The organism is Streptomyces sp. NPDC058685, from assembly GCF_042714725.1.
Taxonomy (GTDB): Bacteria; Actinomycetota; Actinomycetes; order Streptomycetales; family Streptomycetaceae; genus Streptomyces.
Genome location: NZ_JBHXSL010000028.1, coordinates 71284 through 97708, shown reverse-complemented (window position 1 = coordinate 97708; position 26425 = coordinate 71284). Strand labels below are relative to the sequence as shown.

Here is a 26425-nt window from a genome sequence, read left to right as displayed (position 1 = left end):
GCGGGGCGCCGCCGACGTGCTGTTCGTGTGCTGTGCACCGGCCCCGTGTCCTGGCACATGATCGTTGGGCATCGAAAGCACAGGTGGGAGGGCCAGGGCGGTGATCAGGTGAGGAGGAAGTCCGCCTGACCCGACTTGGCCCCCTGGATGAAGGCGGCGATCTCGCTGGAGGTGTAGATCAACGCGGGCCCGTCCGGATCAGCGGACTGGCGCACCGCCACACGGCCGTCGGCGAGCTTCATGGTCTCGAAGCAGTTGCCGCCGTTCCCGCCGCTCCACGGCTTGTGCCAGCCCACCTCGCCCAGGTCGGCGGCCGGCATGCCGTTGTATATGTGATCCATTCACAGCTCCTTGCGGAGATCGCCGAGGATCTCCTTCGTGCGTTGCGCAGTCGCGGCCTGAGCCGCCATGCGGTCCAGAACCTCCAGATGCGAGGCCACTTCCGGGCGCGCGTCGAGGTAGACGGCACCGGTCAGGTACTCGCTGTAGACCATGTCCGGGAGTTCGGGGACAGCGAACCGGAAGAGCACGAACGGCCCGTAGGTGCCGGGGTGGTGTCCGGTCGAGAACTCCGCGATCTGCAGGGTGACGTTGGGCAGTTGGGCGCCTTCGAGCAGCCGGTCGATCTGCGCTCGCATGACACCGGGGCCGCCGACGGGTCTGCGGAACACCGTCTCGTCCATGATCACCCACAGCCTGGGGGCGTCGTGCCGGGTGAGGAGGGCCTGCCGCTCCATCCGCAGCGCCACATGGCGCTCGATGTCCGCGGAATCGGTTGCTCCGACGGCGCCGCCGAGCATGATCGCCCGGGCGTAGTCCTCCGTCTGGAGCAGACCCGGCACGAAGTGCGGCTCATAGGCACGGATGATGCTGGCCGCGCCCTCCAGGCTGACGTACATCGAGAACCAGCCGGGCAGCACATCGTGAAAGCGCTGCCACCATCCCGGCTTATTGGCCTCCTCGGCCAGCTCTATGAAGCCGCGCGCCTCCTCCTCGTGGATCCCGTACGCGTTCAGCAGGAGCTGGACATACGGGATTTTCAGCGCAACCTCGGCGGTCTCCATCCGGCGAATGGTGCCCGCGGCCACACGAAGAACCTTCGCGGCTTCCTCGCGCCTCAACCCGGCCCGCTCGCGCAGATCCTGCAAGCGCTTGCCGAGTACGACCTGCCCCACGGTGGGGGCGGACCGCGGTTCACTCACTTCGAGACCTCCCCACGTGCTGTTGCGAGCAGTGTGCCACGCGCCTGCATGGATGAATATGCCCACTCTGAATTTTTCAGAGTGGCCCTTGCCAAGGTGACTATTGCAGCGGGACAGTGGTGCGGTGAACCTCGACGCGCTCCTTGCCCCACTCTTGGACCCGTGCTCAGAGGCCGACCACCATCGGTACGGCTTCGAGCTGCCGGCGCGCGTCGAATTCGTCTCACGGGCCAGAAGACTCACCCGTGAGCGATTGCAGTGCTGGGGCATAGGGGGCGATGTCCATGACACGGCCATGCTGGTCGTCAGCGAGCTCGTCACCAATGCGGTGGTGCACGCGGACGGTCACCTGGTCTCCTGCGAACTTCTCAACGGCGTCGAACACCTGCGGATAAGCGTCCAGGACCAGGGATGCACACCCACCGGCCCGCATGTGTGCCACTCCGTACAGGAAGAGGAGCGCGGACGCGGGCTCCTGCTGGTCGAGTCCCTGTCCACCTCATGGGGGGCACACGTACCGAACCACGGCGCCGGCCGGATCGTCTGGGCGGAGCTGCCGCACGTGGACATCCCCTACGGGGTGGACTTTCCGCGCGGGGCGGCGAGGCCGTGCTGAGAAACCTGGCGACGCTCCTGGTCCGGGGCGGCAGCCGCACGAGGGAGCACGGGCTGACCAGGCTCGAGCTCCCGCCCACGGTCGTGCCCACCCTGGGCTGCGACGCCGTGGGCGTACCCGCACGGCACGGCTTCCGGATGCTCGGCCGGCTGCCGCGCAACGGCTGCGTGTTCGCCGACACCGACTGGTGGTGGTGGATCGTGCCGGCCGGCTCCGACCAGGAACTGACCTGGCCGCTGCCGTCGCACTACGCCGAAGGAGCGTACGTACCGGCCGTGAACCCGCGGCTGATCCGGCGCCCCGACGACTCCAGTCCCTACACACCACCGATTCCGCTGTACCTGGTCGCCTGCCAGCTCACCGGCACCGCTCCCCTGTGGACGGCCGGCGTCGGCAGCGTTCGGAGCGCATGAGCGGCGCACGTCTCGGACCCGACCGCCTGAGCGGGGACGAGACGACTAATCTTCCCGACATGTCAGAAGCAGAAGCCAGTTCGAGCCCGGAGCGGCAAGGGCTCACACCACGTCAGGCACGCCGCGTCCGGATCGTGCTCTCCGCACTCATCATGATCGCGGTCGGTCTGACACTCGTCCTGCGGCTCGGCAGCACGCACTCCGTCCTGACGATGGGGTTCTACGGGATCGCGCTGATCCTCTCCGGCAGCGCACTGGTGCTGAGCAAGCAGGGGCGTACACGGGTGGCCACAGCGGTCCTGGGCGCGGGAGTGGCCGTGGTGGTCGCGGCCGAGTGGGCGGTCGCCGCCCTGCGCTGAGCCGCACGCGACGAAGGACAGCCCCGGGTGACCGCGAGCCGGGGACACAGACCAACGGGGAAAAGGGGGGATGGGGAGAGGCCGCGACCCTGCCTGGGGGAAGGGCGGGGACATGGCCTCGCGGGGCGGGGCCTGGTCCCGCAGGGCGCTGGGGGCGTTCTGCGGGACCGGGCCCCGAACGGTCCCGCACGGGCCGGACCTCTGCCCCATCCGGTGTTCAGCGCTGCGGGGCGGGGAACGCGACCGGACTGCGCAGGCCGGCCCGGTTCACGGCCCGGACACCGAAGAAGACGTTGTCCTTGGACAGGTCCACGGTGTGACGCGTCGTGTTGCCGGCCCGCACGACGTGGGTCCATTCCGCATCCGTGGTCTCCCGCCAGACGACCTCGTAACCGGCCAGATCGCTCTCCCTGCCCCGCTCCCACACCAGTTCGGTCGCGTTCGTCAGCGCACTGGTGAGGATCTTCGCGCCCCGGGGAGTGCCGGGCGCCTGGGCCAGGGTCCACACGGCGGCGGCGTTGACCTTCGCGACACGGGCGATGTAGGCGAAGTCGCAGAACTCCGGCAGGTCCCCGTACTGCTTGCCGTCGACCACCTTCACGTCCTGGTGCTGGTGGGCGTAGTCCTCGGCCGGCTCGGTGAACCGGGCCGCGGGGTAGCCCTGTTCGAGGTACGGGATGTGGTCGCCGCCCCGCAGATAGCGGTCTCTGCGGTAGACGACCCGGACGTGCATACCGGTGGCGTCGTTGTCCGCGACGTCCCGCACGAAACGGGCCAGCTGGCGCGACCGTGAGTCGTTCTCTCCGCCGACCGACTGACGCGTGGCCGCCTCGGCGGGGGTCTCGGAGGTGGGCACGCCCTCGGCGAAGAGCCGGACGGTGTGCGGGTCCCGGCTGCCGTCGTCGGCCGTCGGGCTGCCCACGATGTCGTCGGTGAACATGCCCTGGAGGTCGACCCCCGCCGCCGCGAACGTCCGGGCCATGTGGGCGGCCCCGTAGAGCCCCTGCTCCTCACCCGCGACGGCCGCGAACACGAGGGTGGCGGCCGGGCGGCGCTTCGCCGTCACCCGGGCGAGTTCCATGGCGACGGCCACACCCGAGGCGTCGTCGTCGGCGCCGGGTGCGTCGCCCACGGCGTCCATCACATCGGTGGCGCGTGAGTCGTAGTGTCCGGAGACGACGTAGACGCGGTCGGGGTCCGTCGAACCGCGCAGCGTGGCCACGATGTTGGTGATCCGCGTCGCCACGGGGATGCGCGAGGCCGGTTCCTGGACGTAGCTCTGGAGCTCCACCGTCATCCGGCCGCCGCTGGCGGCCGCGTACCGCTTCAGCTCGGCGAAGATCCAGTCGCGGGCCGCGCCGATGCCGCGCTTCGGGTCGTCCTGGACGGAGAGGGTGTGGCGGGTGCCGAAGGAGGCGAGCTTGCGCACCGTCGCCTCGATGCGGTCGGTGTCGATCTCCGCGAGCAGGGCCCGCAGTTCACGCGAGGGGCGTTGCGCGGTGGCGGGGAGATCCCGGTCCGGGGTGCGACCGGGCCGCACCGGGGTGGTTCCCGTGGCGGACTCGGTGACGGCGGGCGCGGCGGCCGCGGGCGTCGCTCCGGCTCCGGTCAGCGTCGCGCCGAGCGCGACGGTGCCGGCCGTGGCAGTGAGGACCGATCTGCGGCTGGTGCCAGGGGGAAGGGGGTGATCACCGGTGGGTTCTGGCGTCTGCTGCGACATGAGGTCATGGTCGTGGCGCGTTGAGCACCTGACAAGGGCACGGGCGGGGGCCGGACGACGAGCTCGGCCGACCCTGCCCGTTGGGCCGCAGAGGGCGCAGCACACCTGTCCCCGCACGGAGCACGCAGACGGCACAGCACGCCTGCCACTCGCACAGAACAGAGCACGCGGCGCCTCCTCGGCGACGACCCGCACACGACGCCCGTCGCTGTCGGCGGTCAGCCGCCGGCGACCGCCCGCAGATGCGGCTTGCCCCGGCGTGCGGACGGCGGGGCCGCGCTCCGGTGTTCGTGCAGCACCATCGTCATCCGGGTGAAGCCGCGGTCCTGAAGCGTCGCGGGCGTCTCGTCGACGATCCGGCAGTCCGTCCGGCCCCAGCGCGGATCGGGGTGGTGCAACGGCCGTACCGCGCCGTCGTGGTGGACGGCGGCCGCGCCCGTGACCCGCATCCAGTGCGGCAGCCCGCAGCGGTAGGCCGCGTCCATGATCGGGTCGTCCGCGATGTCGTCACGAATGGCTTGAAGGACGCGGTCGTCCTCGTACCTCTCGAGCGCCGATTCCAGCTGCGCGAGCAGCGGCAGGCACCAGCTCGTCTCCCGGTCGCCGAGCACGGTGCCCGCGTCCGGGTGGAAGAGGACGAACCGCAGGAAGTTCTGGTCCGGCATGGCCGTGGGGTGCTCCCCCACTCCCCGGAACAGTGCGTGGAAGGCGGGGTTGACGTGCGCCACGTCCCAGCGGCTGTCGAAGAGGACCGACGGCAGCGGCACGGCGTCCATCATCGCGGCGTAGTCCCGCAGATACGCCTGGGTCTCCGGGTCGTGCGGCTGCTCGGCCGGCGAGGTCGGCTCGGCGGGCAGCGCGGGCGCGGGTACCGGTACGTAGGGGCGCACGGGGCCGGACGGAAAGGCCGGTCCGGACGGCCGGGCGGGGCCCAGCGGAGCTACGGGCGTAGAAGAAGCCCACTGTTCGGCCGAGGCGTAGGGGGGGTCGCGGTCGACGGCGAGGCGGAACAGCCAGCCGCCCTGCTGGTCCGTCATCTCCAGCGCCTTGACCAGCGCGGAGAGCCTCTCGTCGGTCCACTCCTGGGCCGGTGTGCGCTCCCAGCTGCCGTAGACGCCCGTACTGATCTCCAGCCGTGCCGCCACGTCCGCCACACTCAGCCCGAGTTCTTCCCGGCGCCGTCGGAGAACGTCGGTCAGCCGTCGCGACCGGACCGTGCCGCGGTTCGTCGCCGCACACGTCCGTCGACCATGGACACCAGGCCGATCAACGCCCGCCTCATGTGTCATCGAGAACGCCACCCTTCTCGAAGTCCCGCTGCGGCAGCGCCCTTTGGATCTTCACCCCGCGTGGCGATCCTGCTACCGCGGGAGCGGCCATGTCAACTATCGTGGCATTCCGCGCCGTAGAGCGTTCAGATCGCGCCACAGCTGTGGCAAGACCTGGCTGTATTTTCTCGAAGCGGTTAATCTCCGGGCAGCCAACTGTGTGCGGAGCGACCTCGCGTGATCTAGGAGACCTACTGGTGACAGACGGCTTCTTGGTTCCGGGCCCGACAGCCGCAGGCCCCTTGGCGGCGTCGGTCGCCCGCGTCGCCGAACTCGCAGGCAAGCTCGGGCTGAGCCCGGGCGAGGTCCTCGACGTGCATCAGCTCTCGGAGGCCTCGGGCGTTCCCGCCGATGTGGTCAGTTCGCTGCTCGACGGCCGTCCGGCCGGCGAACCCGACCTCCAGACACGCTTTCTGCAGCGCTTCGACCTGCTGCGCAGGACCCGGCTCAAGCCGAACGGCCGCAGGTACACACAGCAGGAGATCGCCGACGGCGCCGCCATGTCGCGTCAGCAGGCAGGTGCTCTCATCAACGGCGACCGTCGCCCCACCATGGAGCACTGCGATGCGATCCAGAGGTTCTTCAAGGTCCACGCGGGCTTCCTCACGGCCGAGGACGCGGACGCGCTCAACGGTGCGTTGCAGCGCACCGAGCAGCGGCTGCTTCAGGACTATGCCGGCGAGGGCGACCCGCTGGAGCGCCTGCTCCAGGACCATGGAGTACGCGGCATCGCCTGGCGAGCGGCCCAACTGCCCACCGACAAGCACCGGGACAAGGTCACCGAGTGGCTCGACATGCTGCTGGAGAGCGTCAAACCGACCTCGCCGGCGGATCCCGCGGAGCCGACGGACCCCTGATTTCAGGCCAGGCTCGACACCGCACGTGTGCAGACAACCGCTGACGGGGAGAGGAGAACGGTGAGCATAGGCAAGGAGATGCGCCGGCTGTGCGGCGAGCTGGTAGCCGGAATCGATCTGCCCGCCCCCGCGGCGCCCACCGATCTCTACGGCGCGTTGTGCGGCGTGATGAGCAAACGCCGCGGCCGGCCCGTCCGTTACCGCACCGCCACCTTCCCGCCGGGTACGGCGAGCGGCCTCTGGCTCGACATGACGGACCAGGACCTGATCGTCATCGAGGAGCGCACCGCGCCCGACCACCAGCTGGTCATCCTCGGCCATGAGCTCTGGCACATGAAGGCCGGGCACTGCACCCACCATGTCGACGGCGCGGCGGTGGCGGCACGTCTGCTCTCCGACGAGGCGGACCTCCAGGCCACCGTCCTCAAGGTCGCGGCCCGGACCCGTTTCGACCAGACCGAGGAGCACGAGGCGGAGAGCTTCGGGCTGCTGCTGAGCAGCAAGTGCCGCTCCTGGCTGGCCGGTTCGGCGGGCCGTGGCCCCGTCAGCCGCGAAGGTCTCGCCGGACGGATCGAGGCGTCCCTGGGATATCGCGGGCCACAGGGCTGATTCGTGGAACCACCCGCACGCGTGACACTGGCCGGCCCGGTGGGCCGCACACCGCTGGAGCCCAAGGCCGACAGGGACACCGTGCGACGTCACAATCTGAGCCTGGTGCTGCGAGCCGTGCGCGAGGCCGGCGAGGTGACGCGGGCCGGGGTCTCCGCCCGGGTGGGCCTGACCCGCGCGGCCATCTCCTCCCTGGTGGAACAACTGCTGGAGAGCGGCTTCCTTTCCGAGTCCGGCAAGACCTTCAGCGGTCAGGCAGGCCGCCCGGGCACGGTGTTGAAGGTCGCCCGGACCGGCGTCGCGGGAATCGGCGTCGAGATCAACGTCGACTACGTGTCCGTGTGCGTGGTGGACCTTGCGGGCACCGACCGCGTCCGGCTCGTCGAGCATCTCGACAACCGCGGTGCGCCGCCCGCCCGCGTCCTTGCGCGCGCGGCCGGTATCGCGGCCCGCGCGCTGACGTCCGCGGCCGAGCAGGAGCTTCAGCCCATCGGCGCCGCGCTGGCGCTGCCGGGCCTGGTCGCCGCCGGCACCGTGCGGCAGGCGCCCAACCTCGGCTGGAGCCGGGTCGCCGCCGAACTCCCCTTCGCCGACGCGCTCGCCGCCCTGCGCCCCGGGCTGCCCACGCTGCCGGTCCGCTCGGAGAACGAGGCCAACCTCGCGGCGCTGGCCGAGCTGTGGTTCGGCGGCCTCGGCGCGATCCGCACCTTTCTGTATCTGACGGGCGAGATCGGTGTCGGCGGAGCCCTGGTCCTGGACGGCGAGCTGCTGCGCGGGGCGCACGGTTTCGCCGGCGAGATCGGCCATGTCGTCGTCGCGCCCGACGGTCCCGAATGCCGCTGCGGCTCGCGCGGCTGTCTGGAGCAGTACGCGGGTCAGTCCGCCCTGCTGCGTGCCGCGGGCATCGACGAGACGAACGGCGCGGTGGCCGTGGCGGAGCTGGAGCGCCGGGCCCGCGCGGGCGAGGCGGCCGCGCTGACAGCCCTGGAGCGCGCCGGGTCGATGCTGGGTCGGGTGCTCTCCGGCGCGGTGAACCTCTTCGACCCGGACGCAGTGGTGCTCGGCGGGATCTACCGCCCCCTTGTGCCCTGGCTCGCCCCGCCCGCCGGCGCGGAACTGGGCGGACGGGTGGTGTCGGGCCTGTGGCCGGAGGGTGGCGACCGGCTCCGGGCGTCCTCCCCGGCCGCGGACGCCGCGCGGGGCGCTGCGGCGCTGGTGGTGCAGGACGTCCTGACGGACCCGGTGGCGTACGCGATCCACTCGGCCCCCGCCGGACGGGCCTGACCTCGGACTCGCCGGGCCTGACTTGGGACCCCCGCCGGGTGCCCCTGACATCGGCTTCCGCCGGACAGCCCGGACCACGACCTCCGCCGGACCGGCCTGGCCCCGGCCGCTGCCGGGCGCCCCTGACATCGGCTTCCGCCGGACAGCCCGGACCACGACCTCCGTCGAACCGGCCCGACCCCGGCCCCCGCCGGACGCCCATGACCCCCGACCCCCGCCGGGCGGGCCTGAAGAGACCCGGCCCGCCCGGCCCGTTCACCCCGCCCGAGCCCGCCCTGCCGCCCGGAAATCCGCAGCTCCGGGGCAGCGCCCGGAGCCCTCTCGGCAGACGGTCAGGCCACCCCGAGCAGGTGGTCCATCGCCAGCTGGTCGAGTGCTTCGAAGGCCATGCCCCGCTCCGCCGCGGCCGTCACGTCGAACTCCTCGAAGGCCGACCGGTCCGCGAGCAGCGCGGCCAGCCCGTCGTCGGCGGTCGGGAGGACCAGCTCGTCGAGCCGGGCGGCCCGCAGCGCCTCCTGGACCTTCGGGTCGGAACGGAAGGCGGCGGCCCTCTCCCGCAGGATCAGGTAGTTCCGCATGCACCCGGCCGCGGACGCCCAGACCCCGTCGAAGTCCTCGGTACGCGGCGGCTTGAAGTCGAAGTGCCGCGGGCCCTCGTAGCCCCCCGTCTCCAGCAGGTCCACCAGCCAGAACGCGGACCGCAGGTCGCCCGCGCCGAAGCGCAGGTCCTGGTCGTACTTGATGCCGTTCTGCCCGTTGAGGTCGATGTGGAAGAGCTTCCCCGCCCACAGGGCCTGCGCGATGGAGTGCGGGAAGTTCAGCCCGGCCATCTGCTCGTGCCCGACCTCCGGGTTCACGCCGTACAGCTCGGGCCGCTCCAGGCGCTCGATGAAGGCCAGCGCGTGGCCGACGGTGGGCAGCAGGATGTCCCCGCGCGGCTCGTTGGGCTTGGGCTCGATGGCGAAGCGCAGATCGTAGCCCTGCTCGGTGACGTACTCCCCCAGCAGGTCGAACGCTTCCTTCATCCGGTCGAGAGCGGCCCGCACGTCCTTGGCGGCGCCGGACTCCGCACCCTCGCGCCCGCCCCAGGCGACATAGGTCTGCGCCCCGAGCTCGGCCGCCAGGTCGATGTTGCGGATCGTCTTGCGCAGGGCGTAGCGGCGTACGTCCCGGTCGTTGGACGTGAAGCCGCCGTCCTTGAAGACGGGGTGGGTGAAGAGGTTGGTGGTGGCCATCGGCACCACGAGACCGGTCTTGTCCAGCGCCTGCCGGAAGTGCTTGATGTGGGACTCGCGCTCGGCCTCGGTCGCTCCGAAGGGGATCAGGTCGTCGTCGTGGAAGGTGACGCCGTACGCACCCAGCGCGGCGAGCCGCTGCACGGACTCGACGGGGTCAAGAGGCGGCCGGGTCGCGTCCCCGAAGGGATCCCTGCCCTGCCAGCCGACCGTCCAGAGGCCGAAGCTGAACCGGTCCTCGGGGGTGGGGGTGAAGCCTTCCGTCATCGCCATGACCGCCTTCGATCCACAGTTTGTTTTCTGGCCTTACTAATAATGCACTTCCCCCGCCCATCTCTGAAGCCCCGCAACACCTGTTCCCCGGGCATGGGTTGACGTAATTTGTTCTTCCCACGGCCAAATAGGCCCTGGACGGGACCGGTCCCGGACGGAGAGGTGGAGGCAATGCCGACGCAGGCTGTCGTCATCGGCGTGGACAGCTCGACCCAGTCCACCAAGGCGGCGTTCATCGAAGCGGCCACCGGCAGGACACTCGCCGTCGGCCGCGCGGCCCATCAGGTCAGCGGCGACCACGGCGCTCGTGAGACCGACCCCGAGATCTGGTGGAACGCCCTGCGCGAAGCGGTGGCCATCGGGCTCAGGGAGTCCGGCGTGTCCGCCTCCGCCGTGACGGGCATCGCGGTCGCCGGTCAGCAGCACGGCCTGGTCGTCCTGGACAGCAGCGGCCGCCCCGTGCGCCCGGCGCTGCTGTGGAACGACACCCGTTCGGCCCCGCAGGCCGCCGCCCTCACCGAGGCGCTCGGCGGTCCGGAGGCATGGACCGCCCGTACCGGCTCGGTGCCCGTCGCCTCGATGACCGCCGCCAAGTGGCAGTGGCTGCGGGAGAACGAGCCGCGCTCCGCGAAGGCCACCGCCGCCGTCCGTCTCCCCCACGACTTCCTCACCGAGCGGCTGTCCGGCGCCGCCGCCACCGACCCCGGCGACGCCTCGGGCACCTGCTGGTACTCCACCGCGACCGGCGCCTACGACCCGCGCCTGCTGGAGCTCGTCGGGCTGGAGGCGGACCTGCTGCCCGAGGTCGCGGAGACCGGCGCCACCCGGGTCGGCTCCCTCATCGACGCGGCGGCCGACGACCTCGGACTGCCCGCGGGCATCGCGGTCGCCGCCGGCACCGGGGACAACATGGCCGCGGCCGTCGGGCTGGGGCTCGGCGGCGCGGGGCTGCTCGACCATCCGGCCCTGAGCCTCGGCACGTCGGGAACGGTGTTCGCGGCGACCCGCACCCGGCCCGCGTCACCGGTCCTCGCGGGCTTCGCCGCCGCCGACGGCACGTACCTCCCGCTGGCCTGCACCCTGAACTGCACCCAGGCCGTCGACCGGATCGCCGCCCTGCTCGGCCTGAGCCGGGACACGGCGGAGGCAGGCGGCGAGGTGGTCCTGCTGCCGTACCTCGACGGGGAACGGACCCCCGATCTGCCCGCCGCCTCCGGCCTCCTCTCCGGCCTGCGGCACACCACCAGCCGCCAGCAGATCCTGGGCGCGGCCTACGAGGGCGCTGTCGTGACCGTGCTGCGCGCCCTCGACGAGGTGCTGCTCGCCTGTGGCACGGACCCGGCGGACCCGGACGTCGCGTCGCGCCCCCTGCGCCTGGTGGGCGGCGGAGCGCGGGGCAGGTACTGGGTGGAGACCGTACGCCGGCTCTCCGGGCGGCCTCTACTGATCCCGGAAAGCGACGAGCTGGTCGCCGTGGGAGCGGCGGCGCTGGCGGCGGCAGCGGCGTCGGGCGAGGACCCGGTGGCACTGGCGAGCCGCTGGCAGGGCGGGCGCGCTGCCCACCTTCCGCCGGTGGAACGGGACATGGAGACATGGGAGCGGGTCTCGGAGGTGCTGGAGCGGGCGACGCCGGCGTTGCTCACGCGCTGATCCGCGGCAGGCGGGAGCCGGCTCGGCGGCGGGCCGGCAGCCGACCCGTTCAGCCGGTAGGGCGGCACCGGCTACTCCATTACTCCACGGGGGTCGCCTCCGCGGGCGGCCGGTAGACCCAGACCGCGTCCCGCCCTCCGCACCGACGGCACTCGGTGATGTCCCGCAGGTTCGAGCGTCCACCGTTTCGCAGATGGCCACGGAGCTGGATGACCATCGCCGAGTAGCCCTCGAAGCAGGTGAGGCAATGGAACCCCGCGCCGACCACCGCGCGGGTCTCGGGACAGTCCTCGCCGAAGACGGCCGCCACGACGTCGAACAGCCGCATCTGGTCGTCCACGGTCAGGCCGGACATCGTCGTTCTGAGCAGCGCGATCCTGCCCGCCGCCGCGTCCCGGCCGAAGGGGTCGAAGTCCTCGTGCAGCGGGTACCGGTTGCCGTTGATCATCAACGATCCGCCGGCGGCCGCTTCTTCGCCACCGGCGGAGTCCTCGCCGTGCGCGAACGGCGCCGGCTCGGGTTCACCGGGGGCGCGCCGGCCGCCGAACATGACGAACAACCCGCCCTTGCCGTCGACGGTGTTGGCCACGACACGATGGGCCGTGCCCATCAGACCGGGCTGGTCGAGCTTGTGGAGCAGGGCGTCGATCATCAAGGTGTCACGGGCGTGGTGCGGGTTTCTGAGCCAGAGGCCGGCCACGGCGCCGCTCTCGTCGAGAACGCGCGCGTAGTCACCGTTCCCCTGTTCCTCGCCGATCCGGTAGCGCTGCTGTTGGTCGCCGGGTGACGCTGACCGGCGACGTCGACGGAAGATGCCCATGCACCCTGCCTTCCCAGCACGCGAATCCGCCACCCTCCGGACGGCCGGGAGACACGAGTTCGGGGCACCCGCTACGGCTTGCGCCCCACCGCCGCGTACAGCGACGCCCCTTCGTTCCCCTCGGTCGCCTCGTCGACGGCGAGTTCGGGATGCCACCGGGTGACCTGGACGATTCCCGGCTCGACCACGTCGAGACCTTCGAAGAAGCGCGCGATCTCGGCCTGGGTGCGCGGGGCGAGGGTGACCCCGCCGGCGGCGTACATCTGGACGCCTCGCTGGACCGCCTCCGGGTCGAAGTCGGAGGTGAGCTGGGACAGTACGAGGAAACTGCCCGACGGCAGCGCGTCCACGAGCCGGCCGACCAGGTCGTAGGGGCGGTCGGCGTCGCCCACGAAGTGCAGGAGTGCCACCAGCGAGAGCGCGACGGGCCGGTCGAAGTCCAGGACCTTCCTGGCCTGTTCGAGGATGAGCTCGGGCTCGCGGACGTCGGCCTGGATGTAGTCGGTGACGCCCTGCGGGGTGCTGCGCAGCAGCGCCTCCGCGTGCGTCAGCACGATGGGGTCGTTGTCCGTGTAGACCACGCGCGCCACGGGGGCGATGCCCTGGGCTATCTGGTGCAGATTCGGCTCGGTGGGAATGCCGGTGCCGACGTCGAGGAACTGCGTGATGCCCGCCTCCCCCGCCAGCCAGCGGGTGACGCGCTGCATGAACCAGCGGTTCGTCCGGGCGACATGCTTGGCGCGTGCGTCGATGCTCATGATCTGGCGGCCGAGTTCCTCGTCCACCGGGTAGTTGTCCTTGCCGCCCAGGAACCAGTCGTACACACGGGCAGGATGCGGCTTGCTGGTGTCGATCCTGGGGCTGGTCGGCTCGGTCCCGGTCATACGAGGCTCCTTGGGGGCGGAGGTGCTCAGGTCAAGGGTTCAACGCTCGGTGATCATCCCAGGAGGCGTGCCCTCCGGCAAGTAACCCCGTTACTCAGTAAGGGAGTTCACCGCAGGTCGGGCGCGGTCCCGGGCGCGCTGGACACCGCCCGCCCGGCCGGGAGCCCCCGGCCCCGAGCCGCAAGGGAGGAACCCGGCACATGAACGCCACCCTGCCCACCACCCCCGGATCCCGGTTACGGCCGCGGGCCGGAGCCCTGCGCGTCGCCACGGCCGTACTGGCGGCCGGCGTCCTGACCGGGGCGGCCCCGGCCCCGGCATCCGCACCGGGCACCGACGTCGTGGCCGCCATCTCGCGCCCCACGCCCGTCGTCACCTGGGCCGCCAGTACGGACCTCGTCAGCCCCACCGCCCTCCAGGAGCGCACCCACCGCCTCATCGTCCGTACCAGCGTGGGCGGCGAGGGACTGCGCATCCGGCTCTCCAACACCTTCGGCACCCGGCCCGTGACCTTCGGCCGCGCGTACGCCGGTCTGCGGGCCACGGGCGCGGCGCTGGTTCCCGGCAGCAACCGGCAGCTCAGCTTCGGCGGATCCCCCACCGTCACGCTGGCGCCCGGCGCGTCCGTCTACAGCGACCCCCTGCGCGGCACGCTCCGCCCGCAGGCCGATCTCGCGGTCAGTCTGTACGTGCGGCAGGCGAGCGGTCCCGCCACCGGTCACAGGATGGCGCTCCAGACGTCCTGGATCGCCCCCTCCGGCGACCACGCGTCGGACGAGGCAGCCACCGCGTACACCGACCGCGCCACCTCCTGGTTCTATCTCGACGCCGCCGTCGTGAACGCCCGGCCCGGTACCGGCGCCGTGGCCACGCTCGGCGACTCGATCACCGACGGCGCCTCATCGACGGCCGACACCAACCGCCGCTGGCCCGACTTCCTGGCCCGCAGGCTCGCCGCCGATCCCCGCACGCGGATCAAGGGCGTGGCCAACGAGGGGATCTCCGGCAACAAGGTCCTCAGCGACGGCTCGGGCCAGAGCGCACTCAAGCGCTTCGACCGTGACGTCCTGTCGCAGCGCGGGCTGCACACCGTGTTCCTGCTCGAAGGCGTCAACGACATCAAGGCGACCCCCGCGCCCACCGCCGCCGCGGTCATCGCGGGCTACCGGCAGATCATCGACCGCGCGCACGCCGCCGGAATCTGCGTGGTCGGCGCGACCGTCATGCCGTACGAGGGCCGGCGTGAGTGGAGCCCGAGCGGCGAGGCGCTCCGTCAGGAGGTCAACGCCTTCGTGCGGCAGAGCGGGGCGTTCGACGAGGTCGTCGACTTCGACGCGGCCGTCCGTGACCCCGCGCGCCCGTCCCGGATCCTGCCCGCGTACGACAGCGGCGACCATCTGCACCCCGGCGACGCGGGGATGCGGGTGATGGCCGACGCCGTCGACCCGGAGCAGTTGCGCTGCTCCCGCCGATAGCGGCCGGGGCGACCGCGAGGTACCGAGAGCCGCAGGTCAGCCGCCCCGGCCCGGGAGATGCCGCACGGGCCGGGATTGATCGGCTTCCGTAGACTGTTCGAACTCTCGGACATCACGGCTCACCCGTCCTCGGTGGGGCCGGCCAACGCCATGGGAGGCGAGCATGGGCACCCGTCGTACCTCATTGCCGGGAGTCGGTACGCAGTACGACTTCACGACCGAGGCGGGCCGGCACATATCCGTTGTCGTCCACCACGACGGACGGCGCTTCCTCGGCTTCTTCGCGCCCGACGACCCCGACGCGTGCCTGCTGTCCGTCCCGCTCTCGTCGGACGAGGCCACCGCCCTCGCCCATCTGATCGACCCGGCGCCCATCGACGCCGTACGGACCGACGGAATCGACCTGGTCACCGAGCACATCCCGGTCGGCATCCGGTCGCCGTACGCAGGACGGCTCCTCGGCGACACCCAGGCCCGCACCCGCACCGGCGCGTCGATCGTCGCGGTACTCCGCCGTACCGGTGCGCATCCCTCCCCCGGACCCGACTTCCGTTTCGCGGCGGGCGACACGCTCGTCGCGGTCGGCACGCGCGAGGGCGTCGACGCCCTCGTCGAGATCATCGCCGGAGGCTGACCGTGCACGAGACGACGACCCTGCTGATCGAACTCGGCGCGATCATCCTCGGCCTGGGGCTGATAGGCCGGTTCGCCGGCCGCATCGGTCTCTCCCCCATCCCCCTGTACCTCCTGGCGGGACTCGCCTTCGGACAGGGCGGGCTGCTGCCGCTCAGCGCCAGTGAGGACTTCATCGCCGTCGGCGCGGAGATCGGCGTCATCCTGCTGCTGCTTCTGCTCGGACTGGAGTACAGCGCGTCCGAACTCGTCGGCAGCCTCAAGACGCAGTACCCGTCCGGCGCGGTCGACTTCGTCCTCAACGCCGTACCTGGCGCGGCCGCCGCCCTGATCCTCGGCTGGGGACCCGTGGCGGCCGTGGCGCTCGCCGGTGTCACCTGGATCTCGTCCTCCGGCGTCATCGCGAAGGTACTCACCGACCTGGGCCGTCTCGGCAACCGCGAGACACCGGTGATCCTGGGCGTCCTCGTGATCGAGGACCTGTCGATGGCCGTCTACCTGCCGCTGCTGACCGCCCTGCTGGCGGGCGCGGGCCTCGCGGGCGGCAGCATCACCCTGCTGATCGCGCTGGGCACGGTGGGCATCGTCCTCTATCTCGCACTCCGCCACGGCAGGCTGATCAGCCGAGCGGTCTCCTCCGACAACCCCGAGATGCTGCTGCTGGTCGTCCTCGGCCTGACCCTGCTGGTGGCAGGTGTGGCCCAGGAACTCCAGGTCTCGGCGGCGGTCGGCGCGTTCCTGGTGGGCATCGCCCTCTCCGGCGAGGTCGCCGAGGGCGCCCGCAAACTCCTCACCCCGCTGCGCGATCTGTTCGCGGCCGTGTTCTTCGTCTTCTTCGGCCTCTCCACGGTCCCGTCCGAGATCCCGCCGGTCCTGCTGCCCGCGCTGCTGCTCGCGGTGGTCACGGCAGCCACCAAGATCCTGACGGGCTGGTACGCGGCCCGCCGCGCGGGCATCGCACCCCGCGGCCGTCTCCGGGCGGGCGGCGCGCTGGTGGCCCGCGGCGAGTTCTCGATCGTGATCGCGGGCCTCGCGGTCGCGACGGAACCCCGCATCGGCCCGATCGCGACGGCGTATGTCCTGATCATGGTGATCCTGGGCCCATTGGCGGCACGCTGGACGGAGCCGCTGATCTCCCGACTGCGACGGAAGCCACCGAAGCCGGGGCTGCCGACGGGGCCGGGCGGAGTGGCGGGGCACGAGGAGATGACGCCGTCGGCGTCGGGGAGCGGGTCGGTGAGCAGCTGACCCCGATCCCCGCGAGCTCGGACTGTGCCCCGGCGCGGGACGGTGTCACCTCCCCAACGCGGAGCGGGCGCGCTGGACGTACAGCCACGACGGCGGGCAACCTCAGAAGGATGCAAAACTCACGGATTGCCTCCGCCACGCAGTGATGACAGGACCAGCCGCCCGTACCGTGTCGTCAACACACCCGCCGTCGCCGCCACGGATATACCGAGAGCGGTCAGGAGATGTGCCACGGACTCGTCCCCGAGGACCTGGAGAATGCCGATCGCTGTTCCCAGCGGCAGGCCCAGGATCGTAAGAATCCCGAGCGCGCCGCTGATCTGCAGGCTCTCACGGGTCTGAACCAGGCGGCTGTAGTCCGCCGCCTCCGCAAGGATCTCGCTGAAACGGTCCGGCAGCCGGTGCTGGTCCTGGAAGGCGAGCAGCAGATCGTTCGCGGGCCCGTGGGCGGTCAGGTGCTGGCGCCAATAAGTACTGCGGAACACGGCGATGTTCCGCTCCAAGGTGGCGACCCGCCGCGCCAACCGCCGGGAGTCGAACACCTCGGACAGCTCGTCTGTCAACTCGTCGATGTGGTCACGCTGCAAGGAACCGAGCAGCAAGGCATCCAGGTAGACAGTGCGGGAGTGGAGTGCGCCGAACTCGTAGAAGTCACCCGCGCCACTATCGACTCGGTGGCCGAGGAAGGCCGCTCCCTGGCGCAGCACCAGCGCACTCCAGTCCGCCGAGATGCGGACAGCACTCTCCAACTGCTTCGCCGCGGTCTCGGGTGCCAGAGGAAAATCGGCTGGGTTCGAACGGGAGGCCAGCTGCCACAGCCACCTGTCGGCCGTGGCGGGCAGCTCGCCCTCCAATCCCGATCGCAGAGCGGCGGCATGTTCTCCATGCGGCGTCATGAAGGCGATCGTGTACGGGCGCGCAATCGCGAAGGGCCCAGACACGTCTCGGACCAGCGCCATATCGGCGAGGAGTTCAACCGGCGAGAGGGGCCCTGACAGTGGTGCCGTCTCGGATGCGTTTCCCCGCGTCGCTATGGCACGCAGCACTGGCAACAGCGGCCTGTGCGCGCTCAGGTGCAGAACCGCGAGGGCGTGTTCCGGATTGCGGGCCGTAGCTGTCCGCAGCAGCTCCATGCCGAGGAGGTGCAGCCCTTCATGAACGATCGACAGTGGGCGGTGCCATCGCCGCGGGCGACCGGGTACTCCGTACAGGACCCGGGCGGACGCGGGCGCGAAGTAGGTGGAGCGCGTCGCCGCGTCGGTCCGACGGCTTCCCAACTCGAAGGGAAACGGTCCTTCTTCCCAGTCGGGCGTACGCCGCAGCCGCACGGGCAGAACGACGGTCAGCTCCTGGCGCGCGCCCATGACGGCATCGAGCGCAGGCGTGGCAGCCGTCATCCGTAGTACTCGGCCGGGTCGGGCTGGTCGAGGCGGATGACGAACTCGGCCCGGCCGAAGGTCCCGGAGGAAATGTGGAAGCGGACCCGTTCGCCCGTGCGGATCGTACGGAACCCTTCGGTCACGATCTGCCGGTAGTCGAAGCTGTAGTAGATCTCGTCCTCGTCGTCCCGGACCGTGTAGGAGCCGACGGTGCCGTTGAGGCCTCCGCCGTTCGCACGCCGGTCAACGATCGTGCCGTAGCGCGGCCCGCCGCTCATTGCCCTGCCCTCTCCGTACCCAGGGTGCCTTTGATGTCTTCGACGCACCTGAAGCCGACTGCGTTGCTGCCACCGCGCTTGCGATAAAGGCCCTTGCTGCTGGCCTGCACCGCGCGCATCGGGTTGTCGTAGCTGCCGCCGCAGATCACTGCCTCGCCGGCGTCGCTGACGCTGGTCGAGGTCCATTCCCAGCAGTTGCCGACCATGCCGACAACGCCGAACGGGGAGCGGTTGTACGGCTGTTGGTCGACCGGTGTGACCCATGCGCGCCGGACGGCCTCCTCGGCGAAGTCTCGGTACCACGCCTGGTAGGTGACAAGCGGGTGTCCGACCCAGGAGTCGGCGCAGTTGATGCGCGCCTCGTCCGGTTCGTCCCCCCATGGGAAAAGGCGACCGTCAATGCCTCGGGCAGCTGCCTCCCATTCCAGGGAGGTCGGCAGTCTCTTGCCCTCGAAGGCGGCGAAGGCGTACGCGCTCCACCAATTGACGCAGACGGCCGGATAGGAGTCGTAGCGCGGGTCTCGGTAGTACTCCGGATCGCGGAGCCGGTCGGTCCAGGGGTGGTGTGTGACGACAGCCGGTTGGTCCGTGTGGTCCCAGGCCGAGGTGCCGTCGGGGTTGATCTCCTCGAGGAAGCGGCGGTAGCGCCCGACGGTCACGGCATACCGGTCGAAACGCACCGAGCGCGGGACGCGACGCAGCAGCAGCCGCTCCGCCGGACCGACCATGTACGTTCCGGCGGGCAGCACGCAGTCGTCGCCGGGTGGGGCTGCGGGCAGCCCGGCGCGGAAGGCACGTACCTGCTCGGTGAGGAAAGCGCCTCCCTCGATTCCCGCGGCCGTGTCCGCGTGCTCCGCGAGGTACCGGGCCGCCAGGAGCTCCAGGTACGCGGTGTGCACGAAGGTCACTTGCTCTGATCCGGCTGAGCGCAGCAGCGGTGCCAGCAGGCAGGTGTCGAAGTCGAGACGACTGTCGGTGAATGCCTCTGCCCCGAGCATTCGGTGCAGATCGAGGAGGGAGAAGACGGACTGGTCGCCGAGGAATGCCTGGCCGAACGCCGCCGGCAAGCGATGCTCGATGTCCGTACGGCCACGAGCAGCGAGGGTTTGTGTGATGTGAGCGCCGAGGATATCGCCCAGTGGTCGCCTCGCGGGCAGGTCGAGCTCCGAGGTGAGTCGCTTCTCCAGCGGTGTGGCGTCGGGTTCGGCGAGGCGGACGACATGGAAGTGCGGGACGCGGGCCGGGTCGACGCCGTTGGCGTACAACTGCTCGACCAGTTGCTCGGAGCGGCCTGCTCCGCTGTCCAGCAGCTGACGTACCTGGGGCGAGTCCGCCAGGAACGACACCCGTGAGCTCATGACCACAGCGGACTCGGCGGACAGTACGGCCGCGAGGTCCGTGAAGAGCCGCAGGAAGCCCGCGGGGCTCGCTTCTTCGACTCCTTCGTCGACTGCATCGAGCACGCAGAGCGCGGTGCCGGACCGGATCAGGTAGAGGAAGAGGTCGTAGGCACGGGAGCGGTCCGAAGCCGCCATGACCGGTGCGAGCAGTCGGGACGCGTACTCCGAGAACGGTTCGTCCTTGGGCTTGAGGCCGAGGTCGAAGTAGAAGCGGAATCGTCGGATCTCGGGGTCGACGGCCAGGGTGCGCAACAGGGTGCTCTTACCGCTGCCGGGGCGTCCGGTTACGAGGACGTTGGCGCTGCCGCATGCCAGCCGGGACAGCAGCTCGGCCGCGTCCGCCGATTCGGCCATCGTGGATTCGCCGGTGTGCGGATCGGCGGAAAGCACCGCGGCAGCGAGCGCTGTCCGTGGTTCGGCGGGTACGGCTGCCGTCGCGACCGGTCCGAGGTGAATGTCCAGGTTGACCAAGGTGTCGACGAAACCGTCGTATCGCACGATTCGAAGGTCGAGGCCGAGCATCTGGTGCAGGGCGCTCGACATGCTGTCGTTGTGGTCCTCCAGAATGACGAAGCGAGTGAGCTTGGGCAGCCGTGTCCGCAGCAGCTCGCCGTCGCTGGAGGTGAGCACAGTGCTCAGGTCGTCCGCGTCCCGGGAGAGCATCAGCTCCACGTACTCGAGCCGCATGCCGGACTCACGGCAGAACAACTGGTAGACGGTGTCAGGGCTGAGCACGAAGCGCTTGGCCTGCCGATAGCCGAGCGTGACGTACAGGCCGGCGAGGAACTCGCAACGGGTAGCCACCTCTGGTGCCATGTCGGGCTCGCCGCCGACGAGGGCGGCACTACCGGTGTCGGTGAACCACACCAGTACGTCGACGAGCCGGCGGACCGCCAGCAGTCCGTCCTCGTCGCTGATGTCGTAGCCGTCGTGCGTGGACCGGTTCCGCAGCCGCCGGATGTCGTCGAGGGCATCCATCACTGTGCTGCTGAGGATGTGAGGGCGGCATCGCTTGACGAGGTCGTTCAACGCCTTCGTGGAAGGGTCGCCCTCGATGCCGTGGTGTCGCCACAGCTCCTTGAGCAGCTTCTCGGTCAGCTTGCCGACCAAAGCGACGGCGTTCTCGGGGTAACCGTCGTTGAGGGAGCGCAGCGGGCGCTCGAGGTCGAGTCCGAGGTGGTCGGCGATGCGCGAGTGGTCGTCGAGCTCGCTGCGTAAGCGGCGCAGGCGTTCATCGACCACCGGGCTCACGTGTCGCCACCTCGCCGCTCACCGAGGACGAACGCGAATCGGTCGGGGAAGACGAGGACCGACTCGGGGTGGGCAGCCCGCATCTCTTCGACGCCCTTCTCGATCTCGAGGTCGCTGAAGGTGGAGAGCAACGACATGTACCGGGCACGGACCATGCCGAGGTACTTGTCCCGGTCGATACGCAGTTCGTACTCGACGTGGCCGAGTTCGGCGTCGAGCCCGGCGGCCCGCAGGTGGCCGACGATGGTGTTGGGGTCCGGCTGAAGTTCCCTGAACCTCGTCAGCGCGGCCTCGAACAGCGGGTAGCGGATCATGACCGGCAACATGACGACCAGCAGCCTGCCACCCGGCGCGAGCCGGTCGGCCAGTCCGAGCAGGGTTTGCGCCGGGTCAGGCAGGTGGTGGACCGACTCCTTGAGCCACATGGCGTCCAACTGCTCATGCGGCAGCCCGACACGGCCTTCCGCGATGTCCTCGCCGGAGGCGACAAGCGGCGTCAGGCCGGGCGGGGGCGGTGAGCCGAGCTGCTCGAGCATCGCCGGGGAGGGGTCGACGCACAGGATGGGGTGCTCCGGTCTCAGAGCGCCGGCCACCTCACGGGCGAACAGCCCCGTACCGGAGCCGATGTCGGCGATCCGGTCGGTGGGCGTGAGTCGGAGAGCCTCCGCGATACGTGCCGACATCCAGGGGACGTAGTCGGGCCCGTAGACCCAGTGCTCGTCGTATTCGGCGGCAAGCTCCTCATAGTGCCCCCGCACATCACGCTGCTCCACGATCCCCCTCGCGTCACCGGTTCGCTTGTTCCAACCACTGGCCAGGCTATCGCGCGGTGCTGGGACGACAACAGCGCGTAAGGAGACGGCCAGTGTCTCCGAACCCGCGTGACGGCAGCGCGAGGCGAAGGTCGGCCAGTACAGGCGGGTGACGTTCCGGCAGGTGGTGGCTGACAGGACGTTGACGCTCTCGACTGACCCTTGTTATCGAACCCCAGCGACTGCGTAGCGGCCGTTCCCGCCCATGTCTTGAACCGCCGCGCCACCCCCTACTTCGCCGCGAACACCGAAGCCGGCGGGAACACGACGTCCGTGCACCCCCTGCGCTTGGTCACGTCGTCCACGTACGCACGCAAGAGCGCGGCCATCTGCCCTCTCACGACGCCGTCGTACGTGTAGCTCACAGTGAGTGCGTGGAGGGCAGGCCGCCCGTCGCAGACGGAGGAGGCCCACCAGACACCGGCTCCCTCATCGCCCCCGGCCGTGCCCGGCTTGAGGAACGTGGTGTCGGTGAAGACGGAGTGGCCCACCGACTCCGCCTGAGTGCCGAGGAACGACGATGTCCTGATCCACCACGGTGAATGGGTGAGCGCCGATTCGGCGAACTCCCTGTCGGATCCCTTCAGATCGTCGGCGATCTCGCCCACGGCGGTCGGGCTGACCGCCAACAGGCACGACTCCGTGGAGCTCTTGGCACCGAGCGGTGCCTCCAGCATGCGGTCGGGCAGCCGACCCCGGTCCGTACGGCCCAGGTAACCCCGGTACCAACCGCAGGACGCCTTCGCGGACTTCGGATCGCCGAGTTCCCGTCCCGGCGCGGGCAACCCCGCCGGAAGAGCGGACACCTTCACGTCGCACTTCAGCCGAGCGGCGGCCTTCACCGCCGACCCGCGGGCGACCTCGGCGAGCGTCCGGCGGTCCTGGTCCGACACGTCCTCGTAATCGGCCCGGGCGGTGACCGACAAAGTTGCGGGCTTCCCCGACGCGCACACCGCCCGCACCGTCACGGAGTCGTCGCGGTAGTCACCGAGAGTGCCGTCCCCCAGCGGGCGGGACTCCGCGTGGTCCGCCGTGCGGGTCACGTCCTCGTCGTCGCTGCCGCTGTCCGACGGGTTCTGGAACGGCTCCAATCTGCTCTCGTCGCCCACGACATGCAGGGGGCGGCCATCGGCCGTCGTGCGGACCACAAGTGAGAAGAGGCCGTCCGACCGTCCGGACTCCGATACCCCGTAGATCCGGCACGCGCTCGGCAGGGAGTCGATACGGAGCCCGGAGTCCGCACCGCTGTCGGCTTGCGTCCTGACCACCCCGCCTCGCAGCGACAGCACGGCCTCCGCGTCCACAAGTCCCGCGCACGCTCCGGCGATCCGGTCTTTGCTGTCGGCCTTCTCGCCCATGTCCTCCAGCGTGAGCCAGAACGCCCAGAGGCTTGCTCCCATCCCGGCCAGCGCGAGAACGTACAGCAGTTGGTTGGACCGGCGCCGCCAAGGCCCTTGATCAGGCCTGCCCGGTATCCGTGGCAGCCACCGTGGCCTCATCGGCGGCACTCCCTCGGGCAGCCGTGTGCCTGCCCGGTCCTCCCCCGCGTCGCTCACGCGCCCCCCTCGTGCTCGTTGCCGCTGGTCACAATTCGCAGAAGTTATCAGGTGCTCCGGTCGCCACGACTCGCCCGCCCACCCTTCGTCGGGGCTGCGCTCGGCTACGGTCGTGGAGTCCGACACCGGCCACCGGCCCCGGCCCACGAGAAGGCGATGACCACACTCCCCGAGAACGCGCGCGAGCCCTTCCATCTGCTGGCCGGTGCCGAGGCGTCGCCGGTGATCCTGCACGTCCCGCACTCCTCGCGGGCGCTTCCGGCGTCCGTGCGTGACGAGATCCTGCTGGACGACGACTCCCTCGCGGCCGAGCTCGGCCACATCACCGACTCCCACACGGCCGAACTGGCCACCGCGGCCGCCGGACTCTGCCCCCTCCCGCCCTGGCAGTTCGTCAACCGGCTGTCCAGGCTGGTGATCGACCCGGAACGCTTCCCCGATGAGCGGGAGGAAATGCTCGCGGTCGGCATGGGCGCGGTCTACACGCGGACCACGCACCGGGAGCCGCTCCGCCCCGACGGCTTCGACGGCCGGCCGCTGATCGATCGCTACTTCCACCCGTACGCGGCGGCCATGACCGCGGCCGTCGCGAATCGGCTGGAGACGACCGGGCGAGCCGTGATCATCGATGTCCACTCGTACCCGAGCGAGCCCCTGCCGTACGAACTCCACGGCGACGGGCCGCGGCCGCCCATCTGCCTGGGCACGGACGCCTTCCACACTCCGCCCGAACTTCTCGCCCTCGCGCAGGAGGCGTTCGGGGACTTCGGCGGCACCGGCATCAACAGCCCCTTCGCCGGGACGTACGTACCGCTGGAGCACTACGGCAAGGACGCCCGGGTCAGCGCGCTGATGGTCGAGATCCGGCGGGACGTCTACATGCAGGAACCGGGCGGCCCCACGGGGCCGGGGCTGACGCCGCTGGCGGTGGCGCTGGCGGAGTTGGTGAACGCGCTGACGCCCACGCGCGGGTAGCAACCGGCCACCACGGCGCGCTGCTGTTGGCCCGCTCCCACGCACTGAGGTCTGCTGCCGGTTCCGTGATCCAGAACAGGTACTCCCCGTTGTCGGTCACGCCGATGGCGAAGAGGTCTGCCGGGTCATGGGGCACGGGACAGGTGCCGCGGTCGCGGTCCTGCTCGAGCTGCACACGTAGCGCGGCGGGCATCGAGCCGGTGAGCCTGACCCCTCGGTCGCCCCGTGCGGGTGGCGGACACGCATGAAGTTGCAGAAGACGCCGGGACCGAAGGCCGCGGCCAGCTGCTTGTAGTCCTCCGGCAGCCGCATGGCCAGGGCGCCTTCGACGGCGTCCCCGTCCACCTGGGGCGGGTCGGCCGGGGGCGGAAGGAGCCGGACGAGGTCGTCGAAGCCGGTCACAGAAATCCCCGCCAGTGTCGCTGTTGCAGTTCGTCAGCCTCCGCGCGAAACCCGAAGTCCACCGAGGTGAACGAGGGCGTAGTCGAAGTAGACCGGGCCCCGCACCTCGTCCATGGGGTACTCGAAGCTGCTCTCGTTCGACAGAATGACGTGGAGAGCGGGAAGGGTGTCCACACCGTCGTCGTGCTGCTCGACCGTGTGGCCACGCTCCTCAAGGCGCTCCAACAGATCTTCACTGGGCGTTCGGACGTCGAGCCCGTCGAGGTCGACCGCCACATCCGCGCCTTCGACTCGGAACCGGTAGACGTGGATGTCTGCCAGCACGCCTTTGGTGAAGCCGAGATTGAACTCCGTCTGGGACTCCTCATGCTCGCAGAGCACCTGTCCGGGCGCGTCGCCGTATTCCGGGTCGGAAGGGGCAAAGCCCAGTTCGCCCGCGGCCCCAACCGACATACCGAGCCTGAGCGTGGCAACGTCCACCTCCGGCAGCAGCTCCAGAGTCATCGCCCCCTCCTCACGTTGTCCACCCCGGGCCATATGTCCCCCCTCCACCGAGGAGGTGGTGGCCGCCGACTGACGTTCACCTGAGCGCCGTCAGGAGCCGCTCTCGCAGCGGTAGTTGTCACAGTCCTCGCTCCCGACGAGGGCGGACATGGAATAGAGGGGAAGACCATGGGAGTCACGGGAAACTTCCTGCGACGATTGTTACTCGGCGCACCGGGACCCTCATCGGGCTCCCGGTGCCCAACGCGTACCGCAACTCAGACTGTTCGCCAGCGCTGGACGGTGTCACCCTGCACGGTCAGCCACGTACCGTCTCCGAGCGCCAGCGGGTCGAAGCAGTTGGTGCCCGGATAGTCCACCTCGGCCACGGGCTGCAGGGTGGGACCGTCGAGGACAAGGTGCCGATTGTCCTGCGAGTCCTGGTCCTTGGCGACTGCGGCCAACACCCGGCCTTCGTCCAGAAAACCAGTGCGGTATCCGACGAAACGCAGGCCCTCGGGCAGCACGTCCTCCGCGTCGACGCTGACTTCGGCCTGCCCTGAGGCATAGCGGCTCAGCCACTCCCCGCCCACGTCCAGCTTCAGAAACGCACCGTCCCTGCTCAATCCGGCGAACGGCTCGTCCTCCAGACCCACCGGCTGCGCACGGAGCGCGTCGTCCTCGACCGTGATGACGAGGGAGTGGAACGTGTCGCCTCCCGCCGCGTCCAGGAACACCTGCGAGGGATCGGTCAGCGACTGCTGGAAGGTGTAGCCCGAGGAGGCAGAGGGCAGCACGGTCTGCGTCACCAGCCGGCCGTCGGCCAGGTCGAGGGCGATACACAGATCACCCGGGTACGAGCCGGGCTCCGCCGGACCCAATACAGTGGCCAGCAGCAGGCGACCTGATGCGTCGGCGACGCACGCACCGGAGCCGATGTTCTCGTCGCCGGGCCAGGCGTCGTGGCTGTACGTCCAGCGCACCTGCCCCTCCGCGTCGTACACGGTGATGGCGTGCCTGCCGCTGACAGCAAGACCGCCGTCAGGGAGCGGGGAGGCAAATGCATGCCCTTCTCCGGGCTGGGGTGAAGGCCAGGGGCGCTGCCAGGCGAACACGCGAGAGGAGTCCTCTTCGACCCGCCCCACGATAATCTCCCCCCTCCGCTCGGCCACCAGCCAGCACGCTCCATCGCGCACCAACCAGGCGTCGAGAGGGTGAAGCGCGAATCCGGGGAACTCCTCCTGGGCAATGAGTTCAGCTGTAAGACGTGCGTTTTCCATGTG

Annotated in this window: 25 protein-coding genes; 11 read left to right on the top strand and 14 right to left on the bottom strand. The window is 70.3% G+C overall.

Annotated elements, in window-relative coordinates; all coding sequences use genetic code 11:
* Nucleotides 1-104: 104 nt before the first annotated feature.
* Both ACFWU3_RS22430 and ACFWU3_RS22425 read right to left on the bottom strand, forming a co-directional pair.
* On the bottom strand, nucleotides 105-341 hold the full coding sequence (locus ACFWU3_RS22430) for a DUF397 domain-containing protein (RefSeq protein WP_313943006.1): 237 nt from the start codon (nucleotides 339-341) through the stop codon (nucleotides 105-107).
* The gene (locus ACFWU3_RS22425; protein ID WP_384440282.1) at nucleotides 342-1202 is read right to left on the bottom strand and encodes a helix-turn-helix domain-containing protein; all 861 of its coding nucleotides are present in this window, start codon (nucleotides 1200-1202) and stop codon (nucleotides 342-344) included.
* A gap of 124 nt (nucleotides 1203-1326) precedes the next feature.
* On the opposite strand from ACFWU3_RS22425, the gene ACFWU3_RS22420 reads away from it, so the two are divergent.
* The 3 genes from ACFWU3_RS22420 to ACFWU3_RS22410 are packed head-to-tail and all read left to right on the top strand — an operon-like array spanning nucleotide 1327 to nucleotide 2590.
* Nucleotides 1327-1818, top strand: coding sequence for an ATP-binding protein (locus ACFWU3_RS22420; RefSeq protein ID WP_384440279.1), 492 nt, complete (start codon nucleotides 1327-1329; stop codon nucleotides 1816-1818).
* A complete protein-coding gene (locus ACFWU3_RS22415) occupies nucleotides 1812-2231 on the top strand; it encodes a hypothetical protein (protein ID WP_384440276.1) in 420 nt (139 codons plus the stop codon). Before ACFWU3_RS22420 ends, ACFWU3_RS22415 begins: the two co-directional genes overlap by 7 nt.
* A 59-nt stretch (nucleotides 2232-2290) precedes the next feature.
* Nucleotides 2291-2590: a hypothetical protein gene (locus ACFWU3_RS22410; RefSeq protein WP_340476460.1), complete on the top strand. Its 300-nt coding sequence runs from the start codon at nucleotides 2291-2293 to the stop codon at nucleotides 2588-2590.
* Between the two features lie 217 nt (nucleotides 2591-2807).
* On the opposite strand, the gene ACFWU3_RS22405 is transcribed toward ACFWU3_RS22410, so the two are convergent.
* Both ACFWU3_RS22405 and ACFWU3_RS22400 read right to left on the bottom strand, forming a co-directional pair.
* Nucleotides 2808-4310 (bottom strand): M28 family metallopeptidase, encoded by a 1503-nt coding sequence (locus ACFWU3_RS22405; protein WP_384440273.1) that lies wholly within the window; start codon nucleotides 4308-4310, stop codon nucleotides 2808-2810.
* Nucleotides 4311-4528: 218 nt separating this feature from the next.
* On the bottom strand, nucleotides 4529-5455 hold the full coding sequence (locus tag ACFWU3_RS22400; protein WP_384440271.1) for a transcriptional regulator: 927 nt from the start codon (nucleotides 5453-5455) through the stop codon (nucleotides 4529-4531).
* Between the two features lie 380 nt (nucleotides 5456-5835).
* On the opposite strand from ACFWU3_RS22400, the gene ACFWU3_RS22395 reads away from it, so the two are divergent.
* From ACFWU3_RS22395 to ACFWU3_RS22385, 3 genes are all read left to right on the top strand, one after another.
* Nucleotides 5836-6495 carry a helix-turn-helix transcriptional regulator gene (locus ACFWU3_RS22395; RefSeq protein WP_384440268.1) on the top strand — a complete coding sequence of 220 codons (660 nt, stop codon included), beginning with the start codon at nucleotides 5836-5838 and terminating at the stop codon, nucleotides 6493-6495.
* 78 nt (nucleotides 6496-6573) lie between these two features.
* On the top strand, nucleotides 6574-7104 hold the full coding sequence (locus ACFWU3_RS22390) for a toxin-antitoxin system, toxin component (RefSeq protein WP_384440290.1): 531 nt from the start codon (nucleotides 6574-6576) through the stop codon (nucleotides 7102-7104).
* A gap of 3 nt (nucleotides 7105-7107) precedes the next feature.
* Complete coding sequence (locus ACFWU3_RS22385; RefSeq protein ID WP_384440265.1) at nucleotides 7108-8388, top strand: ROK family protein; 1281 nt, start codon at nucleotides 7108-7110, stop codon at nucleotides 8386-8388.
* Between the two features lie 332 nt (nucleotides 8389-8720).
* Here ACFWU3_RS22385 and xylA read toward each other — a convergent pair whose 3' ends face one another.
* Nucleotides 8721-9890, bottom strand: coding sequence for a xylose isomerase (gene xylA / locus ACFWU3_RS22380; RefSeq protein ID WP_384440288.1), 1170 nt, complete (start codon nucleotides 9888-9890; stop codon nucleotides 8721-8723).
* Nucleotides 9891-10067: 177 nt separating this feature from the next.
* Here xylA and xylB point away from each other — a divergent pair, with 177 nt between their 5' ends.
* Nucleotides 10068-11546, top strand: coding sequence for a xylulokinase (gene xylB, locus ACFWU3_RS22375; protein ID WP_384440262.1), 1479 nt, complete (start codon nucleotides 10068-10070; stop codon nucleotides 11544-11546).
* A 79-nt stretch (nucleotides 11547-11625) separates the two neighbouring features.
* On the opposite strand, the gene ACFWU3_RS22370 is transcribed toward xylB, so the two are convergent.
* The gene (locus tag ACFWU3_RS22370) at nucleotides 11626-12366 is read right to left on the bottom strand and encodes a hypothetical protein (RefSeq protein ID WP_384440259.1); all 741 of its coding nucleotides are present in this window, start codon (nucleotides 12364-12366) and stop codon (nucleotides 11626-11628) included.
* 71 nt (nucleotides 12367-12437) lie between these two features.
* Complete coding sequence (locus tag ACFWU3_RS22365) at nucleotides 12438-13250, bottom strand: SAM-dependent methyltransferase (RefSeq protein WP_384440256.1); 813 nt, start codon at nucleotides 13248-13250, stop codon at nucleotides 12438-12440.
* Between the two features lie 200 nt (nucleotides 13251-13450).
* Here ACFWU3_RS22365 and ACFWU3_RS22360 point away from each other — a divergent pair, with 200 nt between their 5' ends.
* The 3 genes from ACFWU3_RS22360 (at nucleotide 13451) to ACFWU3_RS22350 (ending at nucleotide 16606) form a co-directional block, all read left to right on the top strand.
* Nucleotides 13451-14725 (top strand): GDSL-type esterase/lipase family protein, encoded by a 1275-nt coding sequence (locus tag ACFWU3_RS22360; protein WP_384440253.1) that lies wholly within the window; start codon nucleotides 13451-13453, stop codon nucleotides 14723-14725.
* Nucleotides 14726-14888: 163 nt separating this feature from the next.
* Nucleotides 14889-15359 carry a TrkA C-terminal domain-containing protein gene (locus ACFWU3_RS22355; protein WP_313943023.1) on the top strand — a complete coding sequence of 157 codons (471 nt, stop codon included), beginning with the start codon at nucleotides 14889-14891 and terminating at the stop codon, nucleotides 15357-15359.
* Between the two features lie 2 nt (nucleotides 15360-15361).
* Entirely contained in the window at nucleotides 15362-16606 is a 1245-nt protein-coding gene (locus ACFWU3_RS22350; protein ID WP_384440250.1) for a cation:proton antiporter, read from the top strand.
* 119 nt (nucleotides 16607-16725) lie between these two features.
* Here ACFWU3_RS22350 and ACFWU3_RS22345 read toward each other — a convergent pair whose 3' ends face one another.
* The 5 genes from ACFWU3_RS22345 to ACFWU3_RS22325 all read right to left on the bottom strand — a co-directional run bounded on the left by ACFWU3_RS22345 (nucleotide 16726) and on the right by ACFWU3_RS22325 (nucleotide 23126).
* Entirely contained in the window at nucleotides 16726-18003 is a 1278-nt protein-coding gene (locus ACFWU3_RS22345) for a hypothetical protein (protein ID WP_384440247.1), read from the bottom strand.
* Nucleotides 18000-18263 carry a hypothetical protein gene (locus ACFWU3_RS22340; RefSeq protein ID WP_384440244.1) on the bottom strand — a complete coding sequence of 88 codons (264 nt, stop codon included), beginning with the start codon at nucleotides 18261-18263 and terminating at the stop codon, nucleotides 18000-18002. Before ACFWU3_RS22340 ends, ACFWU3_RS22345 begins: the two co-directional genes overlap by 4 nt.
* The gene (locus ACFWU3_RS22335; RefSeq protein ID WP_384440241.1) at nucleotides 18260-20914 is read right to left on the bottom strand and encodes an SUMF1/EgtB/PvdO family nonheme iron enzyme; all 2655 of its coding nucleotides are present in this window, start codon (nucleotides 20912-20914) and stop codon (nucleotides 18260-18262) included. Before ACFWU3_RS22335 ends, ACFWU3_RS22340 begins: the two co-directional genes overlap by 4 nt.
* On the bottom strand, nucleotides 20911-21687 hold the full coding sequence (locus ACFWU3_RS22330) for a class I SAM-dependent methyltransferase (RefSeq protein ID WP_384440238.1): 777 nt from the start codon (nucleotides 21685-21687) through the stop codon (nucleotides 20911-20913). Before ACFWU3_RS22330 ends, ACFWU3_RS22335 begins: the two co-directional genes overlap by 4 nt.
* A gap of 269 nt (nucleotides 21688-21956) precedes the next feature.
* Nucleotides 21957-23126 (bottom strand): hypothetical protein, encoded by a 1170-nt coding sequence (locus ACFWU3_RS22325; RefSeq protein WP_384440235.1) that lies wholly within the window; start codon nucleotides 23124-23126, stop codon nucleotides 21957-21959.
* 312 nt (nucleotides 23127-23438) lie between these two features.
* Here ACFWU3_RS22325 and ACFWU3_RS22320 point away from each other — a divergent pair, with 312 nt between their 5' ends.
* The gene (locus tag ACFWU3_RS22320; RefSeq protein ID WP_384440232.1) at nucleotides 23439-24257 is read left to right on the top strand and encodes an N-formylglutamate amidohydrolase; all 819 of its coding nucleotides are present in this window, start codon (nucleotides 23439-23441) and stop codon (nucleotides 24255-24257) included.
* Between the two features lie 435 nt (nucleotides 24258-24692).
* Here the strand turns inward: ACFWU3_RS22320 and ACFWU3_RS22315 are convergent, their stop codons facing one another.
* Nucleotides 24693-25163, bottom strand: coding sequence for a hypothetical protein (locus ACFWU3_RS22315; RefSeq protein WP_384440229.1), 471 nt, complete (start codon nucleotides 25161-25163; stop codon nucleotides 24693-24695).
* Nucleotides 25164-25420: 257 nt separating this feature from the next.
* The gene (locus ACFWU3_RS22310) at nucleotides 25421-26422 is read right to left on the bottom strand and encodes a hypothetical protein (RefSeq protein ID WP_384440226.1); all 1002 of its coding nucleotides are present in this window, start codon (nucleotides 26420-26422) and stop codon (nucleotides 25421-25423) included.
* Nucleotides 26423-26425 lie beyond the last annotated feature (3 nt).

Excerpts from the sequence above, each read along its gene's own strand:
- ACFWU3_RS22430 (WP_313943006.1), bottom strand. The coding sequence starts at position 341 with ATGGATCACATATACAACGGCATGCCGGCCGCCGACCTGGGCGAGGTG.
- ACFWU3_RS22410 (WP_340476460.1), top strand. The coding sequence starts at position 2,291 with ATGTCAGAAGCAGAAGCCAGTTCGAGCCCGGAGCGGCAAGGGCTCACA.
- ACFWU3_RS22405 (WP_384440273.1), bottom strand. The coding sequence starts at position 4,310 with ATGTCGCAGCAGACGCCAGAACCCACCGGTGATCACCCCCTTCCCCCT.
- ACFWU3_RS22390 (WP_384440290.1), top strand. The coding sequence starts at position 6,574 with ATGCGCCGGCTGTGCGGCGAGCTGGTAGCCGGAATCGATCTGCCCGCC.
- xylA (WP_384440288.1), bottom strand. The coding sequence starts at position 9,890 with ATGACGGAAGGCTTCACCCCCACCCCCGAGGACCGGTTCAGCTTCGGC.
- xylB (WP_384440262.1), top strand. The coding sequence starts at position 10,068 with ATGCCGACGCAGGCTGTCGTCATCGGCGTGGACAGCTCGACCCAGTCC.
- ACFWU3_RS22370 (WP_384440259.1), bottom strand. The coding sequence starts at position 12,366 with ATGGGCATCTTCCGTCGACGTCGCCGGTCAGCGTCACCCGGCGACCAA.
- ACFWU3_RS22365 (WP_384440256.1), bottom strand. The coding sequence starts at position 13,250 with ATGACCGGGACCGAGCCGACCAGCCCCAGGATCGACACCAGCAAGCCG.
- ACFWU3_RS22360 (WP_384440253.1), top strand. The coding sequence starts at position 13,451 with ATGAACGCCACCCTGCCCACCACCCCCGGATCCCGGTTACGGCCGCGG.
- ACFWU3_RS22355 (WP_313943023.1), top strand. The coding sequence starts at position 14,889 with ATGGGCACCCGTCGTACCTCATTGCCGGGAGTCGGTACGCAGTACGAC.
- ACFWU3_RS22345 (WP_384440247.1), bottom strand. The coding sequence starts at position 18,003 with ATGACGGCTGCCACGCCTGCGCTCGATGCCGTCATGGGCGCGCGCCAG.
- ACFWU3_RS22340 (WP_384440244.1), bottom strand. The coding sequence starts at position 18,263 with ATGAGCGGCGGGCCGCGCTACGGCACGATCGTTGACCGGCGTGCGAAC.
- ACFWU3_RS22325 (WP_384440235.1), bottom strand. The coding sequence starts at position 23,126 with ATGGGAGCAAGCCTCTGGGCGTTCTGGCTCACGCTGGAGGACATGGGC.
- ACFWU3_RS22320 (WP_384440232.1), top strand. The coding sequence starts at position 23,439 with ATGACCACACTCCCCGAGAACGCGCGCGAGCCCTTCCATCTGCTGGCC.
- ACFWU3_RS22315 (WP_384440229.1), bottom strand. The coding sequence starts at position 25,163 with ATGACTCTGGAGCTGCTGCCGGAGGTGGACGTTGCCACGCTCAGGCTC.
- ACFWU3_RS22310 (WP_384440226.1), bottom strand. The coding sequence starts at position 26,422 with ATGGAAAACGCACGTCTTACAGCTGAACTCATTGCCCAGGAGGAGTTC.